This is a genomic window from Vibrio tritonius (assembly GCF_001547935.1).
Taxonomy (GTDB): Bacteria; Pseudomonadota; Gammaproteobacteria; order Enterobacterales; family Vibrionaceae; genus Vibrio; species Vibrio tritonius.
On record NZ_AP014635.1, the window covers coordinates 1,730,707 to 1,743,718 of the forward strand.

Consider the following 13,012-nt stretch of genomic DNA (forward strand, 5'->3'; position numbering starts at 1 on the left):
ACCCATTGCGGTGGTTTTATTTTGCCTGGATAAGCCTGCCACCCAGCTTCGTTTTAGGTATAATGCGCGCCAAGTTCAGTAATCGAGATACCATTTTGCATTCCAATATCCAACTTCCAGATGCTTTTATCGCTGCGATGAAAAACATCATGCCAGCTTCCCTCTCTATGGATGAGTTTATTGCTGCCTGTCAGCGACCTCTGCGCAAAAGTATTCGTGTGAACACGTTAAAAATCAGCGTTGCCGATTTTATGCAACGAGCACAACACAAAGGCTGGCAACTTGAGCCCGTACCTTGGTGCGAAACAGGCTTCTGGATTGAGGCAGATGAATCTCAAGTACCACTAGGCAATACCGCAGAGCATATGGCTGGGCTTTTCTATATTCAAGAAGCCAGCTCAATGATGCCACCAGCAGCACTATTTCTAAACGAAAACGATCAATTTAGTGCGGTGCTTGATACTGCCGCAGCTCCCGGTTCTAAAACCACCCAAATTGCTGCATTAATGAATAATGAAGGCGTGTTGGTAGCCAATGAATTTTCTGCAAGCCGCGTTAAAGTACTGCATGCCAATATTGAACGTTGCGGTGTTCGTAATGCCGCATTAACAAATTTTGATGGCCGAGTATTTGGCGGTTGGTTACCTGAACAATTTGACGCAGTTCTACTCGATGCCCCTTGCTCAGGCGAAGGAACCATTCGTAAAGACCCAGATGCAATGAAAAACTGGAGTATGGATTCCATCCACTCTATTGCTCAAACACAAAAAGATCTTATTGAGAGCGCGTTCCAAGCCTTAAAAGTTGGTGGCGTGATGGTGTACTCCACTTGTACGCTCAGTGTTGAAGAGAACCAGCAAGTCTGCAGCCATCTTAAAGACCTTTATGGTGACGCCGTCACGTTTGAATCCCTAGAGGCTCTGTTTACCGACGCACACAAGACACTGACACCGGAAGGCTTTCTGCACATTTTCCCTCAAGTTTACGATTCTGAAGGGTTCTTTGTTGCCAGAATCAGAAAAAATGCCTCAGTACCCAATCCTGAAGTGAAGAAAAAACTAGGCAAGTTCCCATTCGAAAAAGCCGCTAAAAAAATCGACCAAGCCATTCGCGAGCAATTAAACAACACATTAGGTATTGAGTTGCCAGCAACGGGCCAGATTTGGCTAAGAGACAAAGATGTGTGGCTGTTTCCAAGTGCTTTAGAGCCAATGCTGGGTGAACTTCGCTTTTCTCGTATGGGAATCAAGATTGCGGAAACCCACAAACAGGGGTATCGCTGGCAACATCAAGTGGCAACCTGCCTAGCAAAATGGAATGCGGATCACGGCGTTGAACTAAATACAGAACAAGCTCGAGAGTGGTTTATGGGCCGCGACATTCGTCCTGAACAAGCCGCTGGTAAAGGTGAAGTGATCGTCTGTTATGGTAACGATGTGATTGGATTAGGGAAATGGGTTGGGAACCGCGTTAAGAATGGCCTACCACGTGAATTGGTGCGTGATAAAAACCTATTTTAATCGCCCTTATACCCTAGCGACTTCCCCGTGATCGAAGTCGCTATTTTGGCAGCCTGTACTAAACTTGAGTTTAAGAAACAACGCTTCTTCGTATTAGCGCAGGCTCTTAGGAGCCATTCCCCTAGGCCCTTAACCGGCAAGGTTACGGGCCTCTTTTTTTCTGGGGTATTAGGCAAATTTAGTCAGCTTTGACCAAACGAATCCCATCAGCTTCAATCACAAGTAAGCCTTGCTTATAAAGGGAACCAATGGTCTTTTTAAACGTCCCTTTACTGGTACGGAATTCAGCAAAAATCGCTTCTGGAGAAGACTTATCAGATAAAGGAAGAAATCCCCCTTTCTTTTCTAAGGCTTCAATGATTTTAGAACTTAAATCGTCCATTTTAGCGGTGCCGACTTTTTGCAGAGCTAAGTCAATTTTTCCATCTTCACGAATGTGTTTTATGTAGCCCTTAAGCTTTTTGCCAATAAACAGCTTACCAAATACATCCGATGGAAAAATCATACCCCAGTGACGACCATTAATGATCGCTTTAAAGCCTAATTCAGACCGCTCGGCAATGATCAAATCCACCTGCTCGTTACGGGTATAACGCGCGGGAGTTTTATCCAACCACTTATTGAATTTGGTGGTTCCAACAATGCGTCCTGATGCTTTGTCTGTGTATACATAAACGAGGATATTCTGTCCTACAGACAAACGACCCCGTTGTTCACTAAATGGTATCAGCAGATCCTTGCCTTTGATTCCCCATCCGGCAAATGCGCCTGTGCTATTTACGCCTTCGATTTTCATCAAGCCCCACTCGCCTACTTTAGCGACGGGTTGCTCCGTTGTAGCGGCGATTTGGTTTTCAGAATCGAAATAGAGAAACACATCCACTTGTTGACCAATCTCGATACCTTCAGGAACGAAACGATTTGGTAATAAAGTGGTGCCATACTCTCCAGCATCTAGAAAGACGCCAAATTCAGCGATTTTAACTACTTCCAGGCGGTTAATTTGACCTACATTAATCATCTAAAACTGTCTCACATCAAATTTGCAGAGATTATACGTTATCTCTGTTATGCTTTCTCTAAAGAAAAGAGAAATTTATAAGTTTTTGGGGAGTTTTCTTTGATCACGGTAGATAAGCATGATGCAGTGACGCTAAAAATGGCCACACAAGTATCCGAGAGTAAAGAACTCGATCTTGATGTGTATCTGTTTGTCCCCGGTGAGTTAGGCCTTGGGCCAGATATTCTCTCTGAAGTGGAATTTTATCTCAGTTCCATCCATCAAAAACGTGCGTATTACAGTAACCAAATGCATTTGCCTTTGGTACACAGCCGGCTAGCCCAACGCGGCGGCTTATCCAGCACACAATATCGTGTCAGCTTAAGTTTGTATGCGTATCAATATGTTGTCGCACTTGATAAAGCGGTTAATAATATCAAAACAACCGATGAGGCGGATCTTTCCGATGAAGTCGATACTGTTATCGAATTATCAATAGATATTCTTAAGCGCTTACGCCGCACTATTCCTTACGACGAAAGCTTAAAACGCTACTATGCCAATATCGACAACTATCTTTCGTGGTACACCGAACAAAAGTTTCTCTCTATCGTTTCTGGCTTACCGCGAGATCGCGATTACGCGACCATTAAAGAACGCTTGATAACACTAGCAGAAAAAGAGCAAGCTCACCGTGCGCTTAACCACTACAACAGTGACAAAGCCGACAACGACATTACACGCCTGAGTAATAAAATGCGTTTATTACGCCGCTTAATTGAGCACCCTATCGTGCTCAATGAAAAGATCATCTCTCTCGGTAAAAATGTTCAACGAATGGTCAAAGGTGGCGCAACTGGCTTTATCATGATTTTTGTGACCATTTTAGCGGTTACCGCTCGTGATTACCTCGGAGAGATCACCGCCTCATTTATTATCGCCATGTCGATACTCTATGCGATTCGGGAAATATTTAAAGATGAAATGCGCGAATGGCTCTGGCGGTGGGTGCGTAAAGGCAAACCAAGATGGCGTCGCCACTATTTTGACCCTAGTACCAATAAACAAGTTGGACAAAAATACGAATGGCTAGATTACACTAAGTTAGCAGAGCTGCCTGACACCATTCAGGCCATTCGCAAAAAGCGCATTGTGCAAAGAGAAGAGCAGATTTTACACTATCGCTCTAAGGTCACTATGAGTACATCACGCTTTTTAAGTGGCTATGAACAAACCAAAGAAACCATGTTGTTCGACCTACGTGCCATCACTCGCCTGATGGATAAAGGCTCAAACAAGATTTATGTGCTTAATAAGGGACAAGTCAGTCGTGAAAGAGTGGAAAAACGCCACCTAATCAACTTGATCGTAAAAGAAAATGATCATAACTCGGCTCCCCGTTTTTATCGTTGGAAGGTAGTACTTAACCGTAGCAAAATTGTCGATATCGAAGCGATTCCGTTGCCAGATAACCTCCATCCTATCGACAGCTGACTATCAGCGGCTAAATGTGAGTCTTTTCGGCAAAGGCTGAACGCAGATTCCTCCCCTATGGAGTTTCGCTTTACGAATGAAAAAACCAGAGTGCTCACTCTGGTTTTTGCTACTTAACACACTCATCAGTTTTAGATGTTAAACAGACAGGTGTTTGGCTGATTTTCAAGTAGATAAGCCTGAAGTTTTGGATATTGATCCAATGCTGTAGTCAGAATAACCAGTGGCTTATTTGCCTGTTCTGCCGCTTTGGCTGCCATTTCAAACAGTAAGGTTACGGCTTCACTCTCAGGGTTATACAAATGCTCTAACTCAGGGTTTTGCTTATCAATTCCTAAGGTACATTGTGTTAGCAAATCCCAATCAACAACCACACCGTCAAAGTACTTCAGCATACGATCAGCAAGTAACGCAGCCGAAGGCACATTACAGGTATAAGATACTTTTAACCCTTTCAAGCCACGTGGTAGCCCTTGTTCCGCAAGGCGGTCAATAATGGTGGCGGCATCGCTAAGTGTTCGCACAAACGGCACCACAATTTCAATATCGTGACCTTTATCACGAAGTGTTTTGATCACTTTACACTCAAGCGCAAAGCCAGCTGCATAAGAATTCGATGCGTAACGGGAAACGCCACGAAGACCAATGGCCGGGTTCACTTCACTGTTTTCAACACTTCCGCCAATCAATGCCTGAAAATCATGACTATCTGCCTGGCTTAGTGCCACTCGAATATGTTGTTGTGCTGTAATTGCCTGCTCAATCTTTGTAACTAAGGTATTAACAAAATGCTCTTCTATCGATAAGCCGCCTAATATGGCGTCTAATGAGCTTTTTTCCAGCTCAGAGAGACTGTCAGTTGAACACACTAACGTTGGATGATAGAACACACTCTCTGCAATCAGTTCTGACAGAGAGACAAACAGATAAGGACTGTTACTTGGCTGTTGGTCGCCTAATAAGCTATTGCCCAGAACCAATTGTTCATGGATCATGCTTGGATGCTCAAAACTCATTACTGCTCCGTTGTTATCGTTATGATGATATGAATAAAAATACCTATCCAGCGCGATAAACTCAAGTATAAATTTCAATATTTATTGATTTTTATTGCATAACTTTTCATTTTTACACCAAAAATTATCGCCAATTACACTCAAGAGTTTATTCCTTGCACTAAATTCGCTATCTTAACCGCTTCGTAATAAATGGACAGGCACCCCCATGCCACTGAAAACTGATGAATTAAGAACCCGATCACTGGGTCCTATGCCCACCCCGGCTCAATTAAGTGATACTTACCCAATTTCTGACGTCGTCGCGCAACGGATAGCCAAATCGCGCCATCACATCGAACGCATTCTTACTGGTCAAGATGATCGCCTACTGGTGATTGTCGGTCCATGCTCTATTCATGACCCTGATGCTGCAATTGATTACGGACGCCGTTTAAGTGAACTACAAACTCACTATAGCGAAGAACTCTTCGTGGTAATGAGAACTTACTTTGAAAAACCGCGTACCGTTATTGGTTGGAAAGGATTGATTACCGATCCAAACCTAGATGGTTCTTATGCATTAGAACAAGGCTTAAATATGGCTCGTCATTTACTGCTTAAGGTAAATGAAATGGGACTCGCCACGGCGACTGAATTTCTCGATATGATCACCGGTCAATACATCGCCGATTTAATCAGCTGGGGAGCCATTGGTGCTCGCACTACCGAATCGCAAATACACCGTGAAATGGCGTCCGCGCTGTCTTGCCCTGTTGGCTTTAAAAATGGCACCAATGGCAACGTAAAAATCGCCGTTGATGCCATTCGAGCAGCGCAAGCCTCTCACTATTTTTATTCGCCTGATAAACATGGCCAAATGACCGTTTATCAAACCAGCGGGAACCCTTATGGTCATGTTATCCTGCGTGGGGGTGATACAGGGCCAAACTACTTTGCTGAAGATGTGGCACAAGCATGCCAGCGTTTAGCTGAATTTGATTTGCCGCAGAAGCTGATTGTCGACTTTAGCCATGCAAACTGCGAGAAAAAACATCGTAAACAATTGGATGTTGCTGCAAATATCTGTGAACAAATTCGCTCAGGTAGTGATAAAATCGCTGGTGTGATGGCGGAAAGTTTTATCGTTGAAGGTAATCAATCAATGGACGATTTGCAAAATCTGACCTATGGTCAATCCATCACCGACCCTTGCTTGGGTTGGGAAGATACCGCAACGATGCTAGACATGCTGGCGCAAGCCATTAAAGACCGTCGCACTCGTAACTCACTAACAGGACAAAATTGATTTATGCCTTCTTTTGATATTGTTTCAGAAATCGATAACGTTGAACTACGTAATGCTGTCGATAATGCGAACCGTGAATTGTCGACTCGTTTTGACTTTCGTAACGTGCAAGCCAGCTTCGAGCTGTCTGACAGCACGGTAAAACTAGCGGCAGAAGGTGATTTTCAGTTAACCCAAATGATGGACATTCTGCGCGGTAACCTAGCGAAACGCGGCGTAGACCCACGTTCTATGGAGTCTAAAACTGCGACTCAGTCAGGCAAAAACTGGCATAAAGACGTGGTATTCCAACAAGGTATTGAAACCGATGTGGCGAAGAAAATCGTCAAATTGATCAAAGACGCCAAGCTTAAAGTTCAAGCCTCTATCCAAGGTGATAAAGTGCGTGTGACAGGGAAAAAGCGTGACGACTTGCAGTCGGTTATTGCGTTGATCAAAGGGTCTGATTTGGATCTACCATTCCAATACAACAACTTCCGCGACTAATTTATAATTTAGCGAGAGTTTTATAAAAGAAACCCAGCAAAAGCTGGGTTTCTTTTATCTATTTATCTTTTAGTACTCACACTAATTAACACCAATTTCTTGAGACAACTCTTTAATCTGTTGTAAATCCAATTGATGAACATGAATCATTTGATCCAATTGACTTAACCGTGCTTTGGCTTGGTCTTGCTTGTCACATGAATCGGATGTCGCATCCCAAGAGGTGCCAGCAAGATAGACATCACACTCTTTCTTTAAAGCCGCGATCTTAGGAACCAAGGTGTCTCGCTCTTTTTGTAGCGACTCAAGCTCTTGCTTGGTTTTCAACTCTTTTTGGAATAATTCGCGTGAGCGCTCAAAAACCCCGGCCTGAATATCCGTCTTACGCACAAGTTTTGTATTGGTCGCATCAGCTTTGGCCAATTCCTGCTTCTGATCAGTAACTTTGGTATCTAAAGTGGTATTCACTTTCTCAAGTTCAGACACTTGTTTTTCTAACTGCGCGATTTTTTCTGCCTGCTCTGCTTTTGCCTGTGTCACCGCTTCATCAATTTTGGCTTGCAGGGTTTGATTGGCCTTGTCCAAGTCACTTTGCGCTTGCTGAGTTAGATCTGAATTGGTGCTCGTTAGTTGATGATACTTAGCTTCTAAGTTGTTATAGGCACTTTCCCACTTAGATGAAGTCACAGTTGAACCGACCAGCCCACCGAGTGCGAGTCCAAGTACCCCCGCAATACCGATGTACAAATAGCTGCGTTTATCACGCTGTTCAATCACTACGACATCGTCGTTTTCGTCGATATTGTTTTTTGGGTTCACGTTATTCTCCTAGTTATTGCTCAGTGCAATAACTCCATAATGACCACTGATACTGTATATATAATCAGGCCTGCAACCACAGTAATTACAACCCCTTTTTGCAAGCGAGCATTCGTACCATAACGAACCAATAAAAACGCCACTACGAGTAGTACAGCTATTGCGATGAGTCTGGTCATAATCGATGCTCCCAAGATATCCCCAAGTTACCTCAAGATGCGATTTCATCAATGGCCAAATGCTCATTTATTCCGTCATTGGGCTTGACCGATACACGTTGATGAAACGCTCAATTCCGCATCTTGAGCTCTTTTGAGTTAATAACTATTTTATACCACTTAATGCTTAGAATAGGTCAGAAAAAAGTGGATTAAATGGCAAATTCCCTTGCTATTTTGTGTTTCCCACTAACATTTGACAAAAGTTCAATTTGTAGATGACATCACATTGACTTTTGGTTAGTATGCCCAACGCAAATTATCTTATTTTTAGATAATTGTTCCGTTGAAGACTGCAGGAGAGAGGATGTTAACCTATTTTTAACAATTAGGTTAGGCATACCCGCCGAAGAAGTAAATCTTTCAGGTGCATTATCCTTTTACAAGGATAAGCGAGGACTGTAGTTGGAGGAACCTCTGGAGAGAACCGTTAAATCGGTCGCCGAAGGAGCAAGTCCCAAATCGTGTGGGGTGAAACTCTCAGGCAAAAGGACAGAGGAGAGAAAGGCTATGATCAGCTTGCTATTTTATAGCGAGTTGTTCGATCGTTTTTTTCACGACCTACCTTTCCCTCTTCTCCTTAGATGTTGTTTATTAAGGGGAAAAAATGACAAACCTACAACACATACTGCAAACCATTGACCACTTTGTTTGGGGTCCACCGTTACTAATCTTACTTGTTGGTACTGGTATCTACTTTACATTCCGTTTAGGGATGATCCAATTTCGCCATCTGCCAACCGCGTTAAAAATGGTATTCAGTAAAGAGAAATCGTCTCACGGTTCCCAAGAAGGTGATGTATCCCCTTTTGCGGCATTATGTACTGCTCTTTCTGCGACTATCGGTACAGGTAACATCGTGGGAGTTGCAACCGCTATCAAACTGGGTGGTCCTGGCGCGCTATTCTGGATGTGGTTAGCTGCGCTATTTGGTATGGCAACTAAATATGCAGAATGCCTACTGGCAGTAAAGTACCGCAAAGTAGACGATAAAGGGCAAATCGTTGGTGGCCCAATGTACTTCCTTAAAGATGGCGTGGGTTCTGCCCTACTCGCAAAACTCTTTGCAGTGTTTGCGATTGGCGTTGCCTTCTTTGGTATCGGTACGTTTGCACAAGTTAACGCGATTGTTGACGCTACCAATATCTCTTTCGGTATTTCGAAAGAAGTAACTGCAGTGATACTGACTATACTGGTTGCCGTTGTAACCATTGGCGGTATTAAATCGATCTCTAATGTGGCGAGTAAAGTGGTTCCAGCAATGGCGCTTTTCTACTTCGTCGCCTGTCTGAGCATCATTGTCAGCAATGCAGATCAGCTTGTAAATGCAGTACAACTGGTCCTCACTTCTGCCTTTACGACCACTTCAGCAACGGGCGGCTTCCTAGGCGCTTCAATTATGCTGGCGATTCAATCTGGTATCGCTCGTGGGGTATTCTCGAACGAGTCTGGTTTGGGCAGTGCCCCAATGGCGGCTGCAGCGGCTAAAACCAACTCATGTGTTCGTCAGGGGCTTATCTCTATGACGGGTACATTCTTCGATACCATCATCATATGTACCCTAACAGGTCTTGCATTGATCTTAACTGGTGCATGGCAAAGCGATTATGCCGGTGCATCGATGACAACTTATGCATTTGCGGCTGGTCTTAATGCACAGCAAGTTGGCCCTATGCTAGTGTCTGTTGGTTTAATGTTCTTTGCCTTCACAACCATTCTTGGTTGGAACTACTATGGCGAACGTTGCGTGGTCTTTTTGATGGGCACCAAAGCGGTGCTGCCGTACAAGGTTATCTTTATCTGCTTGATTGCATCAGGTGCGTTTTTACAGCTGGATTTAATTTGGATTATCGCAGATATCGTGAATGGTTTAATGGCAATCCCTAACTTGATTGGCCTTATCCTATTGCGTCATGTTGTTGCTGAAGAGACTCGTATCTACTTTAGTCAGCAGCTAAAAAGTCGCTCAGCAGCGATAGAAACAAACGCGTAATCACACCTTAATGGGGTTAAGTGCACAATTTCAAGTGGCGGCCTTTGGTCGCCATTTTTTATTAACACGAGATGCTGTTTTAACTCGATTTTAGTTGCCTAGCCCTACTCACCGACCTCCCCAATGGCAAAGGCATTTCTCTGTTTCCGCTTGGACCACCAATCTGTCTGCCTTTGTGGAAACCCTCAGAAATAAAGCGAAACATGATTGGGCATGCAGAATATTTCTGTCAGTTCATCCTTCATCGTGCCGCCAACGGGACATCCATTTTGATACCTATTTACCCCAACATAACGAGATAACTCATGTCACAACAAAGAAAGTTACCTCTTAGATCGACAAATTCTGATAGAATTCGCGCGTTCCAGGAATCACGTTGATTGCACTGGCATATCGAAACCTTAGGATTCACTTTGACTAATAACGATGTTTTGCGTCTTGTTCGTTCAGCGCTTTTTATAAAAGAAAATCACATTGTAAAAATCTTTGCCTTAGCCAACAGCAACGTTTCTGCTAACCAAGTGGCTCAGTGGTTAAATAAAGATAATGACAGCAACGCAAAAATGAGCGACAGCAAGTTAGCTTCATTTCTAAATGGCTTAATCATTGATAAACGTGGGGCCCGTGATGGTGAACAACCAAAACCAGAAGCTCACCTGAACAACAATATGATTTTTCAAAAGCTGCGTATTGCGCTGAATTTGAAAACCGAAGACATGCTAAACATTTTAGAAACCGTTGGCATCGAGCTTACCAAATATGAACTGGGTGCCTACTTTCGTAAACCAGACAATAAACACTACAAACAGTGTGACGATGAAACCTTACGTGAGTTTCTGTTTGGCGTAAAACTACAAAGTAATCCAGACGCAACATTAGAAGATTGAGATCCCACTAACGTTGCAAGTGTAGAGACAAAAAAGGCACCGAACTCGGTGCCTTTTCATTGAAGCTCAAAATCTTAGCGGCGCTCTAACATCAATTTAATGCCCAGCGCAACCAGAACAAAACCGGTTGTTCCTTCCATCCAGCTCGTAAAATGGCGACTTCTGAGCAGGTTTTTCGCTTTAGTTAATGCACCAGAAAGCGCGCACTGCCACACCATGGCAATCATAAAGTGCACTGCCGCCATAAACAGCGACTGCAACAACGCCGAATGCTCAGGGCTAATAAACTGCGGTAAAAATGCCAAGTAAAATACAGCTGTTTTGGGATTGAGCACATTAGACAAAAAACCTTCACGCAATGAACGACGCACATTCAGGTGTGTGTTAGTTAACGACTCAACCTGCATTCCATTTGTTTGCCCTTTTATAAGCCCTTTCAAGCTGTTGTAACCTAACCAAATTAAATACGCCGCACCAATCATTTTTACCACCTGGAACAGCTCTGCCGACGATGCCAAAATCGCCGAAATACCAATGGCTGAAAAGGTCGCATGTACAAATAACCCACTACAAATACCTAGGCTCGTAACACAACCGTCGCTTATCCCCGCTCTTGAGGTATTACGAATAACCAACGCAGTATCAAGCCCTGGGGTTAAGGTAAGAATGGTGATCGCGATAACAAACGCTTCAAAGTTTTGAATATACATATCATTCCCTGATAACAGCAAACATGTGGTTTCTCAGTTGGTTATACCGCAAACTCAACCAAATGTCTTGGAGAGATTATCGCTGAGTGGGAAAGAGTTAGTGACCGACATTGAAGAAGCGCAACTAATTCGCCGCCTACGTCATTAAAGCGTCAATTAACTGTGTTGCTGTCTTCACTGCTCTACTCTATTTTTCCTTCCTAAACACTGCCTTTTTAGGCAGATAAGGCGTGCTATCAAATTTCGAGGTTTTATTAAAAACAAGAGTCTGCCCTTGTAGACATAATTTCACACCGGCATATTCGCCTAAAAATGCGTCATATAATGTTGAAGTGTAACACCCATCATTGGATTTAATTAACGTATAACCTTTAGTACCACTTTCATTTATTCTCTTCCCATTCATATATATAAACGAATACTTAATATGTTTTTTATTTTGTATAGTTTTAATATCCAAATTATAAACATTCTTTCCATTGTTAGATTGATACCCCCAAACTCCAGTTATATCTTTAGCCCATACACCAGAAGAAACCGTCATCAATAAAATAAGTACAGATCTCACCCCCCCCCCTCACTAAAAAATGATACCATTTTCAATAGGTAATTTTTTGTATAATTAAAAAATCTGTTTAAATAAAGATGATGCAAATAAATTACAAAACAACCACACTGCTAGTATAAACATTATGATTTCAATAATTATTCACAACCTTATATTAATAACGTAAGTTCTCGAGAATAATAAATATTTTATATCATACATCTAGATTATTTTCTTAGTTGAATTGATTCTTTACGAATCCAACTAGTCACTGTCTTTTTGCCTGAAAAAGTGATATTCAACCAATCACCAAGCTCTTCGTTAATAACTAATAAATCGTCTTTTACAAGATACATTCTACTCTTAACAAAACTTTCATCTTCTTTTTATACAAATATACTTTATCATTTTTTATCTTGGCTAAAATTTTTAAATTTAAATAACCAGTGAGATTAACATATGCTAAATTCTTGAAATTTCCATCAAGAGCATAACAATAGCTATTTCCATTAGGAACTCTTGAATAAACATAATAATAATCTCTTTGATAATGAACAGTGTTGCAATCTTTAGTGTCACTAATGAAATAATTTATTGTTTCATCTGGTGTTATACTTAAAACCTGATCATTAATGACAATCTTTGCAGCTTCATCAACTTGATAGGTAATACCATTATTATCATTAATAACAAACTTATTGCTTTGCATTGTACTATTATCAATACACTCCAAATAAGTACCATTGACAAAATTAAGCCTATGGACGCTATCATAATTTTTACACTCTTCCTCAATATCGTTACTGGCGCAGAAAACACATTGAGAAATAGTGATTAAAATAAACAAAATTATAAACTTCATGACGTTACTCTATTCTTATTCTTACTCTTATGAGCCAATCAACTATTGCCCAAGAGAGAGTCACTTATCTACACAACTCCCTCTTTGACAAAACTGGCTAGGAGGGCTAACTATCATGGATTAGAGATAATTTAAGCAGTTATTTAGATAAAAACACCACACTGTAGTTATG

At 42.0% G+C, this 13,012-nt stretch carries 13 protein-coding genes and 1 riboswitch; of the genes, 6 read left to right on the forward strand and 7 right to left on the reverse strand.

The features are described from left to right. Window positions 1–95 precede the first annotated feature (95 nt). Entirely contained in the window at window positions 96–1,520 is a 1,425-nt protein-coding gene (gene rsmF, locus JCM16456_RS07770) for a 16S rRNA (cytosine(1407)-C(5))-methyltransferase RsmF (protein WP_068715970.1), read from the forward strand. A 178-nt stretch (window positions 1,521–1,698) separates the two neighbouring features. Here rsmF and JCM16456_RS07775 read toward each other — a convergent pair whose 3' ends face one another. Beyond that, a complete protein-coding gene (locus tag JCM16456_RS07775) occupies window positions 1,699–2,541 on the reverse strand; it encodes a CvfB family protein (protein WP_068713675.1) in 843 nt (280 codons plus the stop codon). 99 nt (window positions 2,542–2,640) lie between these two features. Here JCM16456_RS07775 and JCM16456_RS07780 point away from each other — a divergent pair, with 99 nt between their 5' ends. After that, the gene (locus JCM16456_RS07780) at window positions 2,641–4,014 is read left to right on the forward strand and encodes a hypothetical protein (RefSeq protein WP_068713676.1); all 1,374 of its coding nucleotides are present in this window, start codon (window positions 2,641–2,643) and stop codon (window positions 4,012–4,014) included. A gap of 131 nt (window positions 4,015–4,145) precedes the next feature. Here JCM16456_RS07780 and JCM16456_RS07785 read toward each other — a convergent pair whose 3' ends face one another. Continuing rightward, complete coding sequence (locus JCM16456_RS07785; RefSeq protein WP_068713677.1) at window positions 4,146–5,030, reverse strand: putative PEP-binding protein; 885 nt, start codon at window positions 5,028–5,030, stop codon at window positions 4,146–4,148. 208 nt (window positions 5,031–5,238) lie between these two features. Here JCM16456_RS07785 and JCM16456_RS07790 point away from each other — a divergent pair, with 208 nt between their 5' ends. Further along, window positions 5,239–6,318 (forward strand): 3-deoxy-7-phosphoheptulonate synthase, encoded by a 1,080-nt coding sequence (locus JCM16456_RS07790; protein WP_068713678.1) that lies wholly within the window; start codon window positions 5,239–5,241, stop codon window positions 6,316–6,318. A 3-nt stretch (window positions 6,319–6,321) separates the two neighbouring features. After that, complete coding sequence (locus tag JCM16456_RS07795) at window positions 6,322–6,804, forward strand: YajQ family cyclic di-GMP-binding protein (RefSeq protein ID WP_068713679.1); 483 nt, start codon at window positions 6,322–6,324, stop codon at window positions 6,802–6,804. 81 nt (window positions 6,805–6,885) lie between these two features. Here the strand turns inward: JCM16456_RS07795 and JCM16456_RS07800 are convergent, their stop codons facing one another. Together JCM16456_RS07800 and JCM16456_RS24035 are read right to left on the reverse strand one after the other, a co-directional pair. Continuing rightward, entirely contained in the window at window positions 6,886–7,623 is a 738-nt protein-coding gene (locus JCM16456_RS07800; protein ID WP_068713680.1) for an HlyD family secretion protein, read from the reverse strand. A gap of 20 nt (window positions 7,624–7,643) precedes the next feature. Then, window positions 7,644–7,802, reverse strand: coding sequence for a hypothetical protein (locus tag JCM16456_RS24035; RefSeq protein WP_169795767.1), 159 nt, complete (start codon window positions 7,800–7,802; stop codon window positions 7,644–7,646). 446 nt (window positions 7,803–8,248) lie between these two features. After that, window positions 8,249–8,347, forward strand: a riboswitch (glycine riboswitch). A gap of 101 nt (window positions 8,348–8,448) precedes the next feature. Here JCM16456_RS24035 and JCM16456_RS07805 point away from each other — a divergent pair. Together JCM16456_RS07805 and JCM16456_RS07810 are read left to right on the forward strand one after the other, a co-directional pair. Next, complete coding sequence (locus JCM16456_RS07805; RefSeq protein ID WP_068713681.1) at window positions 8,449–9,834, forward strand: alanine/glycine:cation symporter family protein; 1,386 nt, start codon at window positions 8,449–8,451, stop codon at window positions 9,832–9,834. Window positions 9,835–10,247: 413 nt separating this feature from the next. Continuing rightward, complete coding sequence (locus tag JCM16456_RS07810; protein ID WP_068715972.1) at window positions 10,248–10,721, forward strand: YehS family protein; 474 nt, start codon at window positions 10,248–10,250, stop codon at window positions 10,719–10,721. Window positions 10,722–10,795: 74 nt separating this feature from the next. On the opposite strand, the gene JCM16456_RS07815 is transcribed toward JCM16456_RS07810, so the two are convergent. The 3 genes from JCM16456_RS07815 to JCM16456_RS07825 all read right to left on the reverse strand — a co-directional run bounded on the left by JCM16456_RS07815 (window position 10,796) and on the right by JCM16456_RS07825 (window position 12,840). After that, entirely contained in the window at window positions 10,796–11,431 is a 636-nt protein-coding gene (locus JCM16456_RS07815; protein ID WP_068713682.1) for a LysE family translocator, read from the reverse strand. Between the two features lie 187 nt (window positions 11,432–11,618). After that, window positions 11,619–11,999, reverse strand: a complete 381-nt coding sequence (locus JCM16456_RS07820) for a hypothetical protein (RefSeq protein ID WP_156430476.1) — start codon at window positions 11,997–11,999, stop codon at window positions 11,619–11,621. A 322-nt stretch (window positions 12,000–12,321) separates the two neighbouring features. Continuing rightward, window positions 12,322–12,840, reverse strand: coding sequence for a hypothetical protein (locus JCM16456_RS07825; protein ID WP_068713684.1), 519 nt, complete (start codon window positions 12,838–12,840; stop codon window positions 12,322–12,324). Between the last annotated feature and the right edge of the window lie 172 nt (window positions 12,841–13,012).